This is a genomic window from Bacillota bacterium, from assembly GCA_012837285.1.
Lineage (GTDB): Bacteria > Bacillota > DTU030 > DUMP01 > DUMP01 > DUNI01.
On sequence record DURJ01000195.1, the window covers coordinates 1 to 16,974 of the forward strand.

The window sequence follows — 16,974 nt, forward strand, 5'->3', positions numbered from 1 at the left end:
AATATGGAATTATTACTCGAGTACACAGAAATTGATAACCGGGAAAAGCTTTATACTACCATGGGAATTAAAGATATGCGGCATCTGGGGGATAACGTGGTTGATTATCTTCGGTCCATTGGGCACCTGGCTGAGGATAATAAGGGGAGACTATCCCTTTCACCTCTGGGGCAGGATTCAATCCGCGCCGGGGAAAAGTACAAAATAGAAAGAAGCGCCCGCAGGCTTTATTTTGATGCTTTGTCGTTGGAACCCTTGCCGGCCCGTTATTACAAAGGCCGGGAAGCCGCATTTATCTCGCTTCCGGAAGAAAGAGGATTTAGACATCTTAATCTCATTGATGCCTGGGAGGATTTTTCCCCTAATAAGTTAAAGAGCCTGTTGCGGCTGAAAGGATATGAGCGGCATTATTATAATCTTCCCCAGGAGATGCTGGACATCAAAATAGACGCAAACATATTTGACCTTAGTGAGGAAGAGATCGTTTCCGCTGGTGTAATCGTTTATCTCCCTCTTTATCTACAGATATTAGAAGACAAACAGCGATTCGTACACCAGATGGAATCAAGGGCTATTGGCGAGTTTGTGGTTTACAATGCCTACTCTGGCCGCCAAGACGATTTTTTCCTGGGGGTCATTAAGAAGAACATGCCTAGACTTACCTATCTATCTGCGCCTTTATTTGACAGCCTACCGGCTAATTTTATCGAAGAAGAGGTTAATCCTTGGAGGCGCAGCACCGGCGAAAGCATCGACAAGAGGCAAATACGCCAAGATGATGACGGAAATTTTATCCTCCCGGTGGGCTGGCCAAATGTAGAAGGCTGGATACGAGATGGCCAGGAGCCTCCCCTGCGGGATGTTGCCTACAACAATATCCTTCCCATTTCAGATTTGGGCCACCGTGGCCGGGTTCTGCGTCTTGTCTTCTCGGCGGCTGTCCATGCTAAGGCGGTCAAATATTTTATCAACAAAAGGGTAAGGCAGTTAAAAGAGCAGGACAGCAGCCAAGAATTTATTGAGCGGGAAATAGAAAAAATGGAGAAAAGGTTCTTTTGAGTCGTCGGAAACAGACATAGGCCGACAAAATGCCAACAATAGTGGCTATATTGGGCCTAAGACCTTTGAAAATAATGCAGGAACCGCGCCGAGAGCCGTCGAAAGACTCTATCCGGGGGAAAAGCGATGATCTCTTTGTGGTAGTTTTCGCCAGAGAGACAAAAACATATTTATACACGAGGAGTAAGAAATGATTATCCTGCACTTGAGTTGCTTTGCTGGAAATTGCTTTTTGTGGGGGGAGGCAGCGGTGGAATCTCTTCCCAAGCGGCGCGGACGTCCCCCCAAAAAACCTAAGCTGCTGCCGTCGCCGTTTGATGTTTCCAGGGCGAAACTGGAACTAGCTTTGGCGGCAGCTGGAATAGAAATAGGAGATAAGAAAGAGACGACTATGACGGCCTGGCTCCCTTCTGGGGTCAATGGACCGGTGGGGTCGAGCTTGCTGCTGGGCCAACTGCCTCCGGAGGGCCAGGAGCTTGAGATCCGACCGTGGAAAGTGACGGCTCTGCGCTTGCTACCGGCTGAAGTGATTTCTTTGCTTACGGCTTGCGCCGAACGCCGGAACCTGGTGCCAAAAGTGGTGCTTGGGTCCGATATCTTGTTTTGGGCGCAGGCCTTGCGCTTTACGGGTTCCCTGGCGGCCCGGGGCCGCTTTTTGCCCGGGGTAAAGCAGGAGTCAAATGGCTATGTTGCCGTCTGGGAGCCGGTGCTGTCGGGCGATGATATGGAAAGCCTGGTTGCCTTGGCGCAGAGGATGCCGGCAGCCTGCTACTGCTTAACTTTGCCTGATGTGCCTCCTGACACTCAGGCCCTAGCTGTGGTGCTCAGCTTCTCGGCCCTGCTGATCGATGCTCTAGCTCGCCAGGAAGCTATGTTGCTGCCGGGCCAAGCAGGAAAAAGGCGTGGCCGGGCAGCCAGCCAAACCAGTGTTCACCAGCGGTGGCTGGCAGCACTGAAGGCACCGTCGGGATCTCTTCCTGGAGACCCAGCCGAGCTAGTTAAACTTACTTATCAGATTAAGGAATGGCGCCGCCTGGTCTATACTCTGGCCGCGGCACCTTATCGCTTTTGTTTTCGGCTGGAGGAGCCGGACCCAGTGGAATCCAGGACTGACGATGAAACCTGGGTGGTGCGCTATCTCCTGCAAGCTAAGGCAGACCCCAGTCTTTTGATTCCTGTTCCGGATGCTTGGAAGGGTAGGGTAAAGCCAAAGATCACAGGCGAAAACTTGGCCGCACGGCGGGAGTTCATCCTCACCGCCCTGGGCCAGGCGGCCTGTTTTTCGCCCCAAATAGAAGAAAGCATCAAATCGGGTATCCCAGCGGGGTGTAGCCTGGATAGCAACGCTGCCTTTGAATTCCTTTGTAATCAAGCCCCTTGGCTCAAGCAGGCCGGCTTTGCGGTGATGCTTCCTTCCTGGTGGACGAGCCAAGGCAGTAGGGCCCGGCTATCGGTTACCGGCCGAGCCGTTTCCTCTCCCTTTTCAGCCGGTGGTGGTTTGGGTTTGGACGACGTGGTTTCTTTTGATTGGCAGGTGGCGCTGGGGGATGAGGTGCTGACAGCAGAGGAACTGGAGGCCTTGGCGCGGCTTAAGTCCCCCTTGGTAAAACTGCGGGGGCAATGGGTGGAGGTGGACGCTGGGGAGATCAAGGCAGCACTCAATTTCTGGCAGAAGAAAGCGTCCCAGCAGCTAACGGCGCGGGACGTAGTGCGGCTTTCCTTAGGGGTAGCAACCCAACCGCAGAGTCTTCCTCTGCAAAATGTTACTGCTTCCGGCTGGTTAGCAAGTGTACTGAAGCAGCTTCACGGAAAGGAACTGGGCCCAGAGCTACCCTCGCCGCCGGGATTACAGGGACAGTTGCGCCCGTACCAGTTGCGGGGTTATACCTGGCTCAACTTTCTCAGTGAAATAGGGTTCGGTGCCTGTCTGGCTGATGATATGGGCCTGGGAAAAACCATTCAGTGCTTAGCTTTGCTCCAGCACCGCTACGAGCAGGGCGGCTGCGGTCCGGCGCTGTTGATCTGCCCCACATCGGTTATTGCCAACTGGGAAAAGGAGGCGGCCCGTTTTACCCCGGAGCTGCCTTTGCTGGTGCATCACGGCCCTGCCCGCAAGAAAGGCAACGCCTTCAAGAAAGCCGCCGCAAAGCAGGCGCTGGTTATCTCCAGTTACGCCTTGCTGGGTCGGGAAGGGGATTTGTTTCGGAAGGTGCAGTGGGACGGTGTTATCCTTGACGAAGCACAAAATATCAAGAATCCGCTGACCCAGCAGGCTCAGGCTGCCCGGTCACTGCCAGCAGTCTACCGCATCGCCCTGACAGGGACACCGGTGGAGAACAATGTGGGGGATCTGTGGTCGGTGATGGAGTTTCTAAACCCCGGGCTCTTGGGCAATCAGGCGCAATTCAAGCGCTCTTTCCTCGTTCCCATTCATGTGCAGCGCAACCAAGAGGCGACTGCCACCTTAAAGCGCATGACCGGGCCCTTTATCCTAAGGCGTCTGAAAACAGACCGAAGTATTATAAAAGATCTGCCCGACAAGATAGAGAGCAAAGTCTTTTGTTCTCTGACCCAGGAGCAGGCTTCTCTTTATGCGGCCGTGATCGAGGACATTGAAGCGGCCTTAGATACCAGCGACGGGATCCAAAGGCAGGGGTTGATTCTGGCTGCCCTGTCCAAGTTCAAACAGGTGTGCAATCACCCAGCCCAGTTTTTAAAGGATAACTCTAAGCTGGCTGGGCGATCGGGAAAGCTAATCCGCCTTACCGAAATGGCGGAAGAAATACTGGCTACAGGGGAACGGGCGCTAATCTTTACTCAGTTTGCAGAAATGGGGAGATTGCTGCACCGATATCTGATGGAAACCTTCGGTTATCCAGCCCTGTTTCTACATGGTGGTGTGGCCAAAAAAGAACGCGACCAGATGATAAATCTGTTTCAGAGCCCGGACGGTCCTCCCTTTTTCATTTTGACCATCAAGGCCGGGGGCACTGGACTAAACTTGACCCGGGCCAACCATGTGTTTCACTTTGATCGGTGGTGGAATCCGGCAGTGGAAAACCAAGCTACCGACCGTGTTTACCGAATTGGCCAGCAGAAAAATGTGCAGGTTTACAAGTTTGTCTGCCGGGGGACCATTGAAGAGAGGATCGATGAAATAATCGAACGCAAGCTTGAACTGGCAGAGAATATTGTCGGGAGCGGGGAATCATGGTTAACCAAGCTTACCAGTGCCGAGTTCAAACAGCTGATGGCTCTTCGGGAAGAGGCCATTGGTGATTGGTAGAGGAGATGCGAAATGGCCTACGATAATTTTATTAGCTACCCTGAGAGCCAGCCGCGAACTGTCCAGGGCGGTATTAAGGCTAAATCTAAGCGCGGGGCCTTTGTGGAAAATTGGTGGAGCAAAAGGTGGATAGCCGTACTAGAGAGTTTCCGCTTGGGAGCTCGCCTCACCCGCGGCCGCCGCTATGCCCGGCAGGGACAAGTTATATCCATTGATGTGGGTAAGGGCCGGGTGACGGCTAGGGTGCAGGGTTCCCGCAAGCGGCCCTACCGGGTTGAGATCCAGCTAGCTCCCTTTTCCCAGACCCAATGGGAAAAAGTGATCTCCTGCCTTATAGCGCAGCCGCTTCTTATGGCCAGCTTGCTGGCCGGGGAGATGCCGGGTAATATTGAGGACGTTTTTGAGCAGGCGGGGCTTTCTTTATTCCCTAATAAGACTGCAGATCTTAAGACCGATTGCTCTTGCCCCGATTGGTCCAACCCTTGCAAACACATTGCCGCTGTCTACTATCTCTTGGGGGAGGAGTTCGACCGCAACCCTTTCCTAATATTTAAACTAAGAGGCCTGGATCGGGATGAGCTCATGACCATGCTACCGGGAGAAGCATCTCAGGGGGATTTACCCCCGGATGGATTAGAGACGGGCCTGATAGCAGAGCATGGATCGGAGTCGGTTCTGCCAGTGGATCCCAAGATATTTTGGGAAGGCAGCCCGCTAGCGGAAGAACCATTAATAACAACTGACGCTGCTTTCGGGTCATTTATGGCTCTGCTTAGGCAAGTGGGGGAGTTTCCTTTCTGGCATGGAGACGAAGCGCTCCTTACTGTGTTGGAACCTGTTTACGAAAGAGTATCCAGAGCCGGCCGGAAGCTCTACACCGGCGAAGAGACGACGAATTAGTTGGCACAACTACAAGAAAGTACATCTTGACAGTTGCTATTCGAAATGAGGTAAAAAAGTGGTATAATAACAGCAATTCACCGGCAGGCACAAAGTCCTGCCTTGATATGGAAGGGCCGTGTTGAGCGTGGTCCTGTTGCTAATCGGTATGGTGTGGATAATGCGCATAAGGGCGGGATGTTAAGTGGCCAGACCGAAAAAAATTCGTTTCGTGGAATTTGTACCACCGGTTCAGGTATTTAAGCCGGTGGGGGTTCCCCGCCGTGATTTAGAAGAAATTGTGTTGTCTTTGGAAGAGCTGGAGGCTATTCGTCTGCGGAACCTGGAAAGTCTAGAACAAGAAGAATGTGCTCAGCGGATGTCGGTTTCTCGACCCACGTTTCAACGGATCTTGAACGATGCGTACGAAAAGGTGGCCCGGATGCTCACGGAAGGATTGGCGCTGAGGGTAGAAGGTGGTACCTATAAATTAGTAGAGCGTCATGAGTGCCCCCGCTGCCGGCATAAGTTTGTACTGCCGTCGGAGTCTGAAGTGGACACTCCCGAAAACATTATTTGTCCTGAATGCCAAAATGAGTCCTCTGACGCACGCGAGAAGATGGGGCGGAGGCGGTGGCGCCACGGCCGAGGTAGACCGCAACCCATGGCCCGGAAAACTCTGGCGGACGACCAAGGGAAAACCGACGATCCGGGAGAATAAAAAGGGTCCAAGGTGAAGTAGAAATCTGATACTAAGGGATAAAGTGATTGCAGTTACAATTACACAAGAAGGATGATGGTGCATGCGAATTCCGGCCCTTAGAATCGGTGATCTAGTGGCTGAATTTCCTCTGGTTCAGGGTGGCATGGGAGTAGGTATCTCCCTGGCCAACTTAGCTGCGGCTGTGGCCAATTGTGGTGGGGTCGGGGTTATTTCCGGGGTAGAGACAGGATTTTACCGGATTGATTATCTTCGCGACAAGCGGCGGGCTAACTTGGAAGCGCTGGTAGAGCAAATTAGGAAAGCGAGAGAACAAAGCCCCGGTGGGGTTCTCGGGGTCAATATCATGGTGGCTATCAATAATTTCGAGGAGACGGTACGCATGGCCATACAGGCCGGTATCGGCATTATTTTTTCTGGGGCCGGTTTGCCGCTGCAATTGCCGGAGCTGGCTCAAGGTTCAAATGTGAAACTGGCTCCTATTGTTTCCTCGGCGCGAGCAGCAGCCCTGATCTGCAAGCACTGGGAGAGGAAACACAGTCGGTTTGCCGATGCCATGGTGGTGGAAGGTCCTAAGGCCGGCGGGCATCTGGGCTTTAGCCAACAGGAGTTAGAGCACCCGGAGGATTATGCCTTAGAGAAACTGGTTCCGGCGGTGGCAGAGGCGGTGAAGCCGTTCGAGGATAAATGTGGACGCCCGATCCCGGTAATTGCCGCCGGCGGAATTTGGACCGGTCAGGATATCGGCCGGATGCTCCGGTTAGGGGCGGCCGGCGTACAAATGGCGACTCGTTTTGTGACTACCCACGAGTGCGATGCTTCCCTGGGGTTCAAACAAGAGTATCTACGGGCCAAGCCAGATGATATTGTGCTGATCAAAAGCCCGGTGGGGATGATCGGCCGGGCGATAAGAAACGCTTTTCTCGACCGGGTCGCGGCCGGGGAATGGAGGCCGATTCGCTGTGCCTATAATTGTCTGAGACCCTGTAAGCCGAAAGAATCGCCCTATTGTATTGCGGCGGCTTTGATCCATGCCCAGCGGGGCGAGCTGGGCCAGGGGTTTGCTTTTGCCGGGGTTAACGCCTGGCGAGCCAACAAGTTACAATCGGTGCGGGAGATTTTTCAGGAACTGAAAGAGCAGCTATTAATGGAGCCGGACTACGTCTAGGCTACAAAGGCAGGGGATTTAGAAGTGAAGATTTCGGCTGACGTTACCCAGCTAGTGGGGAAGACACCTTTGGTCTGGCTGCAGAGGGTTATCCCGGCGGGCGGAGCCCAAGTGGCAGCCAAATTAGAATTCTTTAATCCGCTGGGCAGTGTGAAGGATCGGGCTGCTGTGAATATGCTGGCTGAAGCCGAGCGAAGCGGTCGTTTAGGGCCGGACTCCGTTGTTATTGAGCCCACCAGCGGCAATACCGGTATCGGGTTGGCCTTTGCTTGTGCGGCCCGGGGCCTGCGCTGCGTAGTGGTTATGCCCGATACCATGAGCCGTGAGCGGCAATTGATTCTAAAGGCGCTGGGGGCGGAGGTGGTGCTCACACCGGGGGCCGAAGGTATGAGCGGAGCCATTGCCGAGGCCAGAGCCCGGGTCGAGGCCGACCCCAGCTATTTTCTGCCCATGCAGTTTGAGAACCCGGCTAACCCGGCTGTTCATCGCTTGACTACAGCTAAAGAAATCTGGCACGATACCGAAGGCCAGGTAGACATAGTGGTGGCCGGTGCCGGTTCAGGCGGTACCATCACCGGTATCGCCGAAGCACTGAAAGCAAAGAAGCCGGGGCTGAAAGCGATAGCGGTGGAGCCGGCAGCCTCGCCGGTGCTATCCGGTGGGCAGCCAGGACCCCATGGTATTCAAGGCATCGGACCGAATTTCGTGCCCAAGGTATATAATCCTGATGTGATCGATGAAGTAATACAAGTTACCGATGACATGGCCCTGGACATGACGCGCCGGCTGGGAAAAGAAGAAGGCATCTTAGCCGGTATCTCCTCCGGTGCAGCCTGCTGGGCAGCGCAGGAGCTGGCGCTCCGTCCGGAAAATAAGGATAAACTCATCGTTGTTATTTTCCCGGATTCAGGGGAGCGATACTTGTCGGCCGGAGTGTTTGACTAATAGATCAATGTAAGGGGCTGCCTGGCGGCAGCCCCTTACATTTTTGGCGGTTACTTAGTGATCATCACCGAGCTGGCTTTGATCAGTACGCCCACTTGATCGCCCTTGGCAATAGCCAAATCGTCCACTGCATCTTTGGTAATAGTGGAGGTGATTATGTTCTGGGCCCCAATGTCCACTTTTACCTTAGCCATGATGCCGTCAGTTTCCACTGATATTACGTTGCCTCTTAGCTGGTTACGGCCGCTGATTTTCAGAGTTATTTCCCCCTTTGGAAGCTACTACTTCTAGGTTTTGCTGGGCCGAATAGTTTTATTCAGCCCCGGTTTCGGGGCCTTATCCGTCGCCAAGGCAAGGCTCGAGTTAGCAAGAGATGAACCAGGCTGCGACGAGCTCCCACCAACATGACTGCGGCAAAGAAAAAAGCGGTTAGGCTGCCTAAGAAGGCATACAAGAAAGTGAGCATAATTGATTCCTCCGTTTCAAGGAGAGTTCGCTCGGCCCCCCACCTACATAAGGGCTATCAGCAAGCCGGCCTCCACCAAAGTCAGGGCCATCATCAGGAGCTCAGCTGCGGTGGTGGCTTGAACATTATCAGGCGCTGCCGACAGTGCCAGCACTATGGAGCCCAGGGCGGGCCAACCGGCATGGATGATCTGTGGCCGCCGATAAAGACTGCGGCTGTATATAACCAGGGGCAGGCCTAAGGCGGCGTACAGGGCAGGTACCAACCGGGCTGCTTGCAGTCCGAACCGGCGTGTCACCCAGGCCGGGCTGGTGATCTTTGGCGGCTGCGCCGCCAGATCGGCCGCTATGTCGGGCAGGTGATGTTCCGCTACCCAGGCCTGGGCCATAAAGCTGTAGATAAGGCTGGCCAGGATCAGGCGGCGGGTCAGCTTGCCGGTGATGCTCCAGTGGGCGCCCCAAATAACGGCCAGCAGGGCGGGGAAAGCGCACAACCATTCGCCCGTAAAAGGTCGGTAAGCCAACTGCAACGGCGGTAAAGAGTAAGCGGCCACTGACCATAGCCCCACCAACAGGAATAACACTACCGGCCAGCCTAGACGATAAACAAGAACGGCGGCCAAGATTAAAGCCAGGATCACGGCGGCAGCGCTGATACGAACCAAGTCAAGGAGATTAAGGAGACGGCGGGGAATAACCCCTGATCCACCGGAGAGAAGGCCGGGTGATAAGCGATCGGTGCCTGACTGCCAGTCGATCCAGTCGTTGACGGCATGGGCTGCCAGACCATGAAGCAGCAGCACCGACAGTGTTAACAGCAACATGTTCAGCCCGGCAGTGCCGCTGAGATACTCCCGTCCAGCCAGTCCGGCCGCCAACAACAGGCCACCACCGCTGTAGGCCACTACCGCTGGCAGCCGGATAATAAGTCCCAGCGCCTGTAGTCGAGCCAACATGGGGTTGTTCATCATGTTTCGCGCTGAGCCAGAGTAAGCAGCAACCATTCCAGCTCTGTCTTAGCCGGGGACGGTGCCAGCCGGCTTAATTCCTGCCGGGCGGCCTTAAGATATCGGGCTGCCCGCTGCTGTGCGTACTTAATACCACCTGCCGCCGCAACTTCCGCCGCTATTTTTGGTATAGCTTGCGGCGTAAGCTCAGGTTCCAGCAGCAGGCGAGCCAGTTCGTTTCGGTGCCGGCTGTGCTTGAGGGCATGGATTAGCGGCAAGGTTATGACCCCTTCTTTCAAGTCCTTGTAGAGGGGTTTTCCTAGCTGGTCGGGGTTACCAATGTAATCTAAGATATCGTCCTGGATTTGAAAAGCTAAGCCCAAGGCTCGGCCAAAACCGCGGAAGGTGTTAATTGTGTCCCGGTTGGCTCCGGCTGCTCTGACCCCCGCTTCGCAGGCAGCGGCAATTAAGGCTGCTGTTTTTCTTTCGATAATGTCCAGGTAGTCGGCTTCCGTCAGGTTAAGGTTGCGGCAGTGGTGAGCTTGGGCTAATTCTCCTTCTACCATACTGCCAATGGTAGCTGCGAACAGGGACAATATGTCGCTGCTGCTGTCGGCGGCCGCGGCTAAAAAGCAGCCGAAGAAAAAATCACCCAGCAACACTGCGGTCCTGTTCCCATGCGTAATATTCACACTGGGTTCAGATCGTCGACAGTCAGCGTTATCGATAACATCGTCATGAACTAGCGTGGCTAAGTGGAGCAGCTCCACTGCAGCAGCCAGCTCATAGACGGCCGGGGTGGGCACTGGGTTACCGCTGCTATGCCGGTAAGCCAACAGGCACAGTTGTGGTCGCAGGCGCTTACCGCCGGTTAGAGCCAGCCCGGACCCTAAGGTGGCAGCTCTTTCGTAGGGAGCCAACAGTTGTTTCAGTTGAGCTTCCACCGGTAATAAATATTGACGGGACAAAGGACGAGTTGCTGTCAGGCCCTCACTGCTGTCGGCGGCCGAAGGTACATAATTGGTCTTCACGGCTTCACCTCCAAGGTAAAAAAGCGGGGGCCGGCCCCGCTGGGAACTGAAACAAGCTACCGGGTCACTGCTGCAGTTGCTGCTGCGCTTGCTTGAACCGGTTTTGAACGTCGGTCAATTCTTGCGGTGACACCGACCGAGTAAAGTACCAACCGCGTTTGTCCATGGTGCCAAACACCGACGATTGGAGCTGGTGCTCCTGGGTGAGTATGTTGATGAGGTCAGACCTTAGCATGTTGTGAGCAGTCTCTAAAGCAGCGGTGTTGTAGGAAGAAGTGAGTTGTTTTTGCATGGCCAGGCAATCGGCCATAATGTCTTTTTCCGTCAGTTCCGAGGTAGATTTATGGGGCATGTTGCTCCTCCTTTCGGTCCCTACTGCATGGTTTGACTGAGCAAATGACGCATGAGGGTATTGTAATGCCCTTCGTGTTGTTCCCTCATGGAGCAGATCACTTTCTGCAGTTCCGCATCCTGCACTTGACCTTCGTAGGTGCGCATTTTCTTGATGGCCAATTCTTCTTGAGAGAGTTGATCCTGCAGAGTGTGGAGCTCGCGATCGGTAAACGTTTGGAGTGATCGTCCTGAAGCCATACTGTCACCCCCAATCGAGGTAGTATTCATGGCTAGTATGTGTCCATAATATTTTCCTATGCAGCTATTAATGCCCTTGTAACAGGACTGAAATATTATCTTAACAAACCGCTGCTATACTAATTACCAAGCTATCCTATACCCCCCTTCTTTATATAATTTTGATCTGGGCCTAACGGCCCAATTTTTTTTGGTATGCCCAAACCAGTGAGGGGAAATAATAACAATGAAGGGTCTGTAGTGGCCGAGCCCAGACTGTAGTAGGGGGCAGCCTCTGCTATGGTCGGCCAAAGGTCGGTATCGGGTGTAGGCTCGGTAGCGGCTGGCGGGAAGACCGGCCCACGTCTCTTACGTTCTCTTGGGTCCGGGAGCGGCCGGGACGTTGTCTGGTCGAGCTAAGAGCGGTGGCAGTGCCGCAGGCTTAGATTTAAGCTGGGGGTCTGGTGTACGGGCTCCTAAGGTGCTGCCCCCGGTCGAGCTAAGGTTGTTTAAGGTTGTGCAGCTGCCCGACAACGGTGGCGTAGGGATCTTAAGCAGCTGGAGCGTAGGTCACTACAGGCTCTTCTTTTGCTTCTTTTGCCTTGGGCAGCAGGTATTTAGGTATAGATGTCGAAAAATAACTTATAGCTTGTACTATTATTTTTATCGTAAGAGGTGCTGCCCAGTGAACATTAACCAATTGCGCACCTTGAGAGAGTTGGCTCAATGTAAGAGTTTTTCCTTGGCAGCGGAGAAGCTGTACCTTACCCAACCGGCGGTTAGTTTTCAGATTAACTCGTTGGAGGAGCATTTCGGGGCTCGGTTGGTGGACCGTTCGGGCCGCAGGGCCGAGCTTACTGAGGAAGGGAGACTGGTACTGGACTTTGCCCACGAGACTTTGGCTGGGCTGGCCCGGACCGAATACCAAATCAACGAACTGACCCAAAAGGTACGGGGACGCTTGTTAGTGGGGGCCAGCACCGTCCCGGGAGAGTATATTTTACCCCATCTGATCGGGGCCTTCCGCGACCAGTATCCGGAAGTCAAGATTAGCCTTGAAATCGGCGATTCGGAGGAAATCCGCCGCAAAGTTATTGATCAACGCGTTGATTTAGGTGTGGTGGGCGCCATCGGTAGCCGGCCGCAGCTGGTGGCGAAAAAGGTGCTGGAGGACGAACTGATTCTGATTGTGCCCCAGAATCACCGCTGGCCGTCAGGCTCCATTGTGACTGTGCACGATCTGACCGAAGAAGACTTTATCCTGCGCGAACAAGGATCGGGAACGCGCCAAGTGTTTGCCGAACGCCTGAAGGAACAGGGGTCGGACGTGAGGGCTTTGCATGTGGTGATGGAGCTGGGAAGCACAGAAGCTATTCTCACCGCGGTGGAAGCTCATCTGGGGATCTCGGTGGTGTCACGCTGGGCGGCGGACAAAGCTTTGGCTTTAGGACAGGTGCGCGGAATTAACGTGGAGGGCCTAAATCTAAAGAGGGATTTGTTTGTTATTATTCACCGCCAGACTCTGCCCAACCGGGCCCTGGAGGAGTTTCAGAGCTTTGTGAGCAATTTTCGGCTCAAGACCTTAACCGGCTCGATGACTTAAGACCCCGAGGGAGGCGCAGAGCGTGGCTGAACCAGTACGCTTAACCGAGCTCACAGCCGCTTCCGGCTGAGGAGCAAAATTGGGTCCGGAGACCCTCTCGCAGGTGCTGCGAGACTTACCGGTGTTATCAGATCCTCGTTTATTGGTGGGTCATGAACTCAGCGATGATGCCGCTGTTTATCGTCTGACTTCTGATCTGGCCCTGATTCAGACCTTAGACTTTTTTACTCCGGTGGTGGACGATCCGTTTGTGTACGGCCAGATTGCCGCCGCCAATGCTCTTAGCGATGTTTATGCCATGGGCGGTCAGCCGCTGTTGGCGCTGAATATTGTTTGTTTTCCGTCCTGTTTGGATCCGGGAATTCTGCGTGATATTCTGCGCGGCGGAGCTGACAAAGCCAAAGAAGCCGGGGCTTTGCTGGTGGGCGGTCACAGTTTGGATGACCAGGAGCCCAAGTACGGCCTGGCTGTGACCGGGATTGTTAAGCCGGAGGAAGTTTGGTCCAATGCCGGTGCCGCTCCCGGCGACGTGCTGGTGCTCACCAAGCCCATCGGAACCGGGCTTTTTCTCACTGCTTACAAAGTTGACCTGGTTTCCGGGGCTGACTTTGCTCCGGTGGGTGATAGCATGGCCGAGCTCAATGCTGCGGCGGCGGCAGCGGCGCGGGAAACAGGGATTTCTGCTTGTACCGACATAACCGGCTTTGGCCTGCTCGGGCATGGGTACGAACTGGCGGTGGCCAGCGGGGTAGATCTGCACATCTATGCTGATGCCGTGCCGGTGTTCGATGGAGCGGCCCACTTGGCCCGTCAAGGTTTGGTACCGGCTGGGACTTATCGTAACCGTGATCATCTGGTGGGCAAAGTAACCTTGCCGCCGGATCTGGCGCAAGAGCAGTCGGATTTATTATTCGATCCTCAAACCAGCGGCGGTTTGCTGCTTTCCGTTCCGGCCGGGCGGAGCCGGAGTCTTGTGGAGGCTCTGGCACGGCGAGGCATTGAGGCGGCGGCCATAGGTGAAGTGGCGGTAGCCCAGGCGGGGAAACCACGGCTGGTGGTATTATAGGGGGGCGGTGTGCAAATGGAGAAAGGGGCGACTTTTGTGGAGGCAGAGCTGCAGGTAGATGCCCGGGGCCTGGCTTGCCCGTTGCCAGTGGTGAAAACGAAACAGGCCCTTGACAAGTTGGCTGCTGGGAAGGTTTTTACTATTGTGGACAGCCCAGTGGCTCGCGACAATGTGATCAAGCTGGCCCAGAGTCTGAGCCTGCCGGTAGATGTGGTGGCCGAGGGGACGGACTTTATTCTCAGCATCATTAAGGGCGGCGGCGTGGCTGTGGCCGAGCCGGAAACCGAGGCCGAAGCCGCTATTTTACCGGAACCGGCCGGTGACAAGATAGTGGTGCTGGTGCTGGCAGACAAGATCGGGCGGCCAGAAGCGGAGCTGGGGGAGGCTTTGACCAAGTCGTTTTTTTATGCTTTAACCGAGTGCTCACCGCTACCGCGCACGGTTATGTTTATGAATGGCGCCGTCCGCCTAACCTGTACCGGTTCCGATGTTCTGGGTAGCCTAAGGACTTTGGCCCATCAAGGGGTGGAACTTTTGTCCTGCGGCACCTGCTTGGATTACCTCCAGCTTAATGATAAGCTGGAGGTGGGCAGCGTTTCCAATATGTTCAGCATTATTGAGAAGCTAATGGCGGCCGACAAAGTGATTACCATCGCCTAGGAGGAAGAACATGCTGGACGGGATAGGCGTGAGCTGGGGGGCCGGGCTGACACCGCAGTGGTGGTCGAATTTGGTCCTGAGTTGGGGACGGTTTCTTTTTGTCTTAGCCGTGGTTCTGGTGGGGGGAAAATTTAGCCAGAGGCTAGGGCAGTCTTTTATTGCTCGGAGCCTGCGGCGAGTATCAGCAGGGAAGAAACTGCCCGTAGACAGCCGCCGCTTGCAGACATTGCAATCGTTACTAAACAGCATCTGGCGCTATACCATTGTTTTCGTCGGTGCCTTGGTGCTTTTGGATGCCGCCGGGGTGCCGGTGACATCGCTTATCGCCGGGGCCGGGATCGTGGGTTTGGCTGTGGGTTTTGGGGCCCAAAACTTAGTTCGGGATGTGATCACGGGCTTCTTCATCCTGCTGGAGGACCAGTACGGCCTTGGCGACTACGTGAGTGTGGCCGGGGTAGAAGGCTTTGTGGAAGACGTGGGGCTTAGAACTACTCGTCTGCGGGATTTTGCCGGGAACCTACATACAATCCCCAACGGGGAAATCAGCCGCGTGACCAACCAGAGTCGAGGCCCTCGGCGGGCTTTGGTGCAGGTGGCTGTACCCTACGAGGCCGATCTGGCCCAGGCAGAGCAGGTGTTGCAGCAGGTTGGGCTGGAGGCCAAGGCGGCTTTGCCGGAAATTGTCGACGGGCCGTCGGTGCTGGGCATCACTGATTTAAGCAATGCCCAGGTCACTTTTTCCCTCTGGGCCCGGACCGAGCCCCAGGCGGAGTGGAAGGTGGAGCGGGAACTGCGCCGGCGGGCTAAGCTGGCCTTGGATGAGGCCGGCATTTTGCCGCCGTATCCGCGTTCAATTCAGACAGTAACAGTGGAGCAAAACTGATCGGGGGGGGTCAAACGGTGGAGTTTCAGTTGGGCGATATTGTCCGGATGAAAAAGGGACACCCCTGTGGCAGCGACGAGTGGGAGATTATCCGGGTGGGAGCCGATTTTAAAATTAAGTGTACCGGTTGCGGGCGCAGAGTGATGTTGCCACGGACGAAGTTCGAACGAGCCGTAAAAGCAGTGGTGCGCCCGGCCCAACAAAGCGACGACAAAGATATGGTGTAGGGCGACCCTGGTGGCCTGCATCTGAAGGATTCCGCTAACTCTTCCTACTTGTCATCCTGAGCGCTGCGAAGGATCTTTTCTCCTTCGTGCTCCGGACCGAGCCCGCCGCATCCTTCGGATACAAGCTCGCTGGACCGTGAGGAAGGGCACCGCAGCCACAACATTTGCTTTGACCGCTAGGTGCGGCTATGATATAATCCAAATCGTGGTGGTGCTTCGGCACTATCTCCCTGCTCTGTGCCAAGCAGAGCCGCAGGGGTTGGCCCTGTAGTCCGAAGGGAGGAGGTGAAGACGTGGCCAGTTATGAATTGATGTACGTTATTGTCCCCAATTTGGAAGACGAAGATTATGCGGCTGCGAACCAAAGGTTTTCCGATCTCGTTACGGATAACGGGGGTCGGGTCGATAAGATCGATGTCTGGGGCAAACGGCGTCTGGCCTACGAGATCAAAAAGTGGCGGGAAGGATACTACACCTTGATGTATTTTGACGCTCCGGCCGAGGCCGTAAAGGAACTAGACCGGGTGCTCAGGATTAACGAGAATGTACTCCGCTACATGGTGGTGCGACGTGAGGACCAAGATTCCGCGGCAGCTCAAGAGAAGGAGGCGGCAGCCGAAAATGTTAAATAAGGTGATTCTCATCGGCCGACTGACCCGTGATCCTGAACTGCGTTACACTGCTTCCGGCATTCCTGTAGGCCGTTTTACTTTGGCGGTGGACCGCTCCTTTACCAACCAACAAGGTGAGCGCGAGACGGACTTTATCGATATTGTTGTCTGGCGCAAGCTGGCTGAGGTCTGTGCCAACAACCTGGGCAAGGGCCGGTTGGTGGCGGTGGAAGGGCGGCTTCAGATCCGTTCCTACGAAACCCAAGACGGACAAAAACGCCGGGTAGCGGAAGTGGTGGCTGACAATGTGCGGTTTTTAGATTGGCCGAAAGAGCGAAGCAATGCGGCGGGTTCCGGCAGCGAAGTTGATTTCGGCACCGAAGTGGCCTTCAACCCGGACGACGTTCCCTTCTAACCAGAAAAAACCTAAGGAGGGAAGAAGATGGCACGCTACGACCGGCGGCGAGGTAAGAAGCGCGTGTGCAATTTTTGCGTTGACAAAGTCGACAGCATTGACTATAAAGACACGGCTCGGCTCAGACGGTACATTACCGAACGAGCGAAGATCCTACCCCGACGCATTACCGGCAATTGTGCCCGGCACCAGCGCCAGCTCACGGTAGCCATTAAGCGCGCCCGTACCATGGCTCTGCTGCCTTTCAATATGGAATAGAAACGAGGCGCCGGCAGGCGCCTTTTTTGGCCACCGGTGGTTTTGTTCGCACTGGCAGTGCCATATGCTATAATGAGAACAGCACGTTAAAGGAGGATGGCTATGCAAGGTAAGCACATAAAGACGGTTCATAAAGGACGGTTGCAGAAAAGCTTGGCCGCCGGCGGCTGCGGCCGGTGC

At 54.8% G+C, this 16,974-nt stretch carries 21 protein-coding genes; 15 read left to right on the forward strand and 6 right to left on the reverse strand.

Going from position 1 to position 16,974, the window contains the following annotated elements:
- The 6 genes from GX016_10665 to cysK form a co-directional block, all read left to right on the forward strand.
- Nucleotides 1-1,059 (forward strand): hypothetical protein (locus GX016_10665; GenBank protein ID HHT72003.1); only part of this gene is annotated, 1,059 nt, incomplete at its 5' end.
- Nucleotides 1,060-1,249: 190 nt separating this feature from the next.
- On the forward strand, nucleotides 1,250-4,345 hold the full coding sequence (locus tag GX016_10670; GenBank protein HHT72004.1) for a DEAD/DEAH box helicase: 3,096 nt from the start codon (nucleotides 1,250-1,252) through the stop codon (nucleotides 4,343-4,345).
- 12 nt (nucleotides 4,346-4,357) lie between these two features.
- Nucleotides 4,358-5,245: a hypothetical protein gene (locus tag GX016_10675; protein ID HHT72005.1), complete on the forward strand. Its 888-nt coding sequence runs from the start codon at nucleotides 4,358-4,360 to the stop codon at nucleotides 5,243-5,245.
- Between the two features lie 184 nt (nucleotides 5,246-5,429).
- On the forward strand, nucleotides 5,430-5,945 hold the full coding sequence (locus GX016_10680; GenBank protein ID HHT72006.1) for a DUF134 domain-containing protein: 516 nt from the start codon (nucleotides 5,430-5,432) through the stop codon (nucleotides 5,943-5,945).
- 82 nt (nucleotides 5,946-6,027) lie between these two features.
- Nucleotides 6,028-7,113 carry a nitronate monooxygenase gene (locus GX016_10685; GenBank protein HHT72007.1) on the forward strand — a complete coding sequence of 362 codons (1,086 nt, stop codon included), beginning with the start codon at nucleotides 6,028-6,030 and terminating at the stop codon, nucleotides 7,111-7,113.
- A gap of 24 nt (nucleotides 7,114-7,137) precedes the next feature.
- Nucleotides 7,138-8,058, forward strand: coding sequence for a cysteine synthase A (gene cysK, locus GX016_10690; protein ID HHT72008.1), 921 nt, complete (start codon nucleotides 7,138-7,140; stop codon nucleotides 8,056-8,058).
- Nucleotides 8,059-8,108: 50 nt separating this feature from the next.
- Here the strand turns inward: cysK and GX016_10695 are convergent, their stop codons facing one another.
- The 6 genes from GX016_10695 to GX016_10720 all read right to left on the reverse strand — a co-directional run bounded on the left by GX016_10695 (nucleotide 8,109) and on the right by GX016_10720 (nucleotide 11,092).
- Nucleotides 8,109-8,315 carry a TOBE domain-containing protein gene (locus GX016_10695; GenBank protein HHT72009.1) on the reverse strand — a complete coding sequence of 69 codons (207 nt, stop codon included), beginning with the start codon at nucleotides 8,313-8,315 and terminating at the stop codon, nucleotides 8,109-8,111.
- A gap of 59 nt (nucleotides 8,316-8,374) precedes the next feature.
- Nucleotides 8,375-8,524: a hypothetical protein gene (locus GX016_10700; GenBank protein HHT72010.1), complete on the reverse strand. Its 150-nt coding sequence runs from the start codon at nucleotides 8,522-8,524 to the stop codon at nucleotides 8,375-8,377.
- A 43-nt stretch (nucleotides 8,525-8,567) separates the two neighbouring features.
- Complete coding sequence (locus tag GX016_10705) at nucleotides 8,568-9,479, reverse strand: prenyltransferase (protein HHT72011.1); 912 nt, start codon at nucleotides 9,477-9,479, stop codon at nucleotides 8,568-8,570.
- 11 nt (nucleotides 9,480-9,490) lie between these two features.
- Entirely contained in the window at nucleotides 9,491-10,501 is a 1,011-nt protein-coding gene (locus GX016_10710) for a polyprenyl synthetase family protein (GenBank protein ID HHT72012.1), read from the reverse strand.
- Between the two features lie 64 nt (nucleotides 10,502-10,565).
- A complete protein-coding gene (locus GX016_10715; GenBank protein HHT72013.1) occupies nucleotides 10,566-10,853 on the reverse strand; it encodes a spore coat protein in 288 nt (95 codons plus the stop codon).
- 20 nt (nucleotides 10,854-10,873) lie between these two features.
- Nucleotides 10,874-11,092, reverse strand: coding sequence for a spore coat protein (locus GX016_10720; GenBank protein HHT72014.1), 219 nt, complete (start codon nucleotides 11,090-11,092; stop codon nucleotides 10,874-10,876).
- Between the two features lie 664 nt (nucleotides 11,093-11,756).
- Between GX016_10720 and GX016_10725 the strand changes: the two genes are divergently transcribed.
- The 9 genes from GX016_10725 to GX016_10765 form a co-directional block, all read left to right on the forward strand.
- Complete coding sequence (locus GX016_10725; GenBank protein ID HHT72015.1) at nucleotides 11,757-12,674, forward strand: LysR family transcriptional regulator; 918 nt, start codon at nucleotides 11,757-11,759, stop codon at nucleotides 12,672-12,674.
- A gap of 79 nt (nucleotides 12,675-12,753) precedes the next feature.
- Nucleotides 12,754-13,740 (forward strand): selenide, water dikinase SelD, encoded by a 987-nt coding sequence (selD, locus tag GX016_10730; protein ID HHT72016.1) that lies wholly within the window; start codon nucleotides 12,754-12,756, stop codon nucleotides 13,738-13,740.
- 15 nt (nucleotides 13,741-13,755) lie between these two features.
- Nucleotides 13,756-14,400, forward strand: a complete 645-nt coding sequence (gene yedF, locus GX016_10735; GenBank protein ID HHT72017.1) for a sulfurtransferase-like selenium metabolism protein YedF — start codon at nucleotides 13,756-13,758, stop codon at nucleotides 14,398-14,400.
- 10 nt (nucleotides 14,401-14,410) lie between these two features.
- Nucleotides 14,411-15,283: a mechanosensitive ion channel family protein gene (locus GX016_10740; protein ID HHT72018.1), complete on the forward strand. Its 873-nt coding sequence runs from the start codon at nucleotides 14,411-14,413 to the stop codon at nucleotides 15,281-15,283.
- 17 nt (nucleotides 15,284-15,300) lie between these two features.
- Nucleotides 15,301-15,510 (forward strand): DUF951 domain-containing protein, encoded by a 210-nt coding sequence (locus tag GX016_10745; protein HHT72019.1) that lies wholly within the window; start codon nucleotides 15,301-15,303, stop codon nucleotides 15,508-15,510.
- Nucleotides 15,511-15,803: 293 nt separating this feature from the next.
- Nucleotides 15,804-16,142 carry a 30S ribosomal protein S6 gene (locus GX016_10750; protein HHT72020.1) on the forward strand — a complete coding sequence of 113 codons (339 nt, stop codon included), beginning with the start codon at nucleotides 15,804-15,806 and terminating at the stop codon, nucleotides 16,140-16,142.
- On the forward strand, nucleotides 16,132-16,536 hold the full coding sequence (locus GX016_10755) for a single-stranded DNA-binding protein (GenBank protein ID HHT72021.1): 405 nt from the start codon (nucleotides 16,132-16,134) through the stop codon (nucleotides 16,534-16,536). The genes GX016_10750 and GX016_10755 overlap by 11 nt, the downstream gene beginning before the upstream one ends.
- 27 nt (nucleotides 16,537-16,563) lie before the next feature.
- Complete coding sequence (locus tag GX016_10760) at nucleotides 16,564-16,794, forward strand: 30S ribosomal protein S18 (GenBank protein HHT72022.1); 231 nt, start codon at nucleotides 16,564-16,566, stop codon at nucleotides 16,792-16,794.
- A 102-nt stretch (nucleotides 16,795-16,896) separates the two neighbouring features.
- The coding region (locus tag GX016_10765) for a six-cysteine peptide SCIFF (GenBank protein ID HHT72023.1) at nucleotides 16,897-16,974 on the forward strand (78 nt) is incomplete at its 3' end.